Origin of the sequence: Sphingomonas sp. CCH9-E2 (assembly GCF_001557215.1) — a bacterium.
Lineage (GTDB): Bacteria > Pseudomonadota > Alphaproteobacteria > Sphingomonadales > Sphingomonadaceae > Sphingomonas.
Map to the genome: position 1 here is coordinate 1 of NZ_LSJM01000158.1, position 360 is coordinate 360.

Sequence of the window (360 nt, forward strand, 5' to 3'; positions counted from 1 at the left end):
GGGTGGGTTTCGGGGGTGTCGATATCAGCGATGCGGATCTTGTCGCCGGCCATCCAGAAGGTATCGCCATCGACGACGCAGTCGCTGCCGCCGCCGCTATGGCAAAAGCCGAACGCCGTGCGAGCGGCGGGCGCTGGCCCGACCGATGCCGGTGTCGCGGCTGGCAGCATCGACCAGGCAAGCCCGCCGACGATCCCGGCGAGCAGCGTTCCGGCCAGCTCACGGCGACCGAAGCTGGCACGCCGATGGCGGCCACGGTGCAATTCAAGGGGGTGTTTCACGCCATCGTCTCCATCGGAGGCGATGGTAAAAGGCGCGGCTGATCAAATCCTTAAGGACTGAATCGAGCGTGGCGGGGAG

Annotated in this window: 1 pseudogene; it reads right to left on the bottom strand. The window is 66.4% G+C overall.

Annotated elements, in window-relative coordinates:
• Positions 1 to 281, bottom strand: a pseudogene (locus AX681_RS21390) (hypothetical protein); the annotation flags it as partial.
• Positions 282 to 360 lie beyond the last annotated feature (79 nt).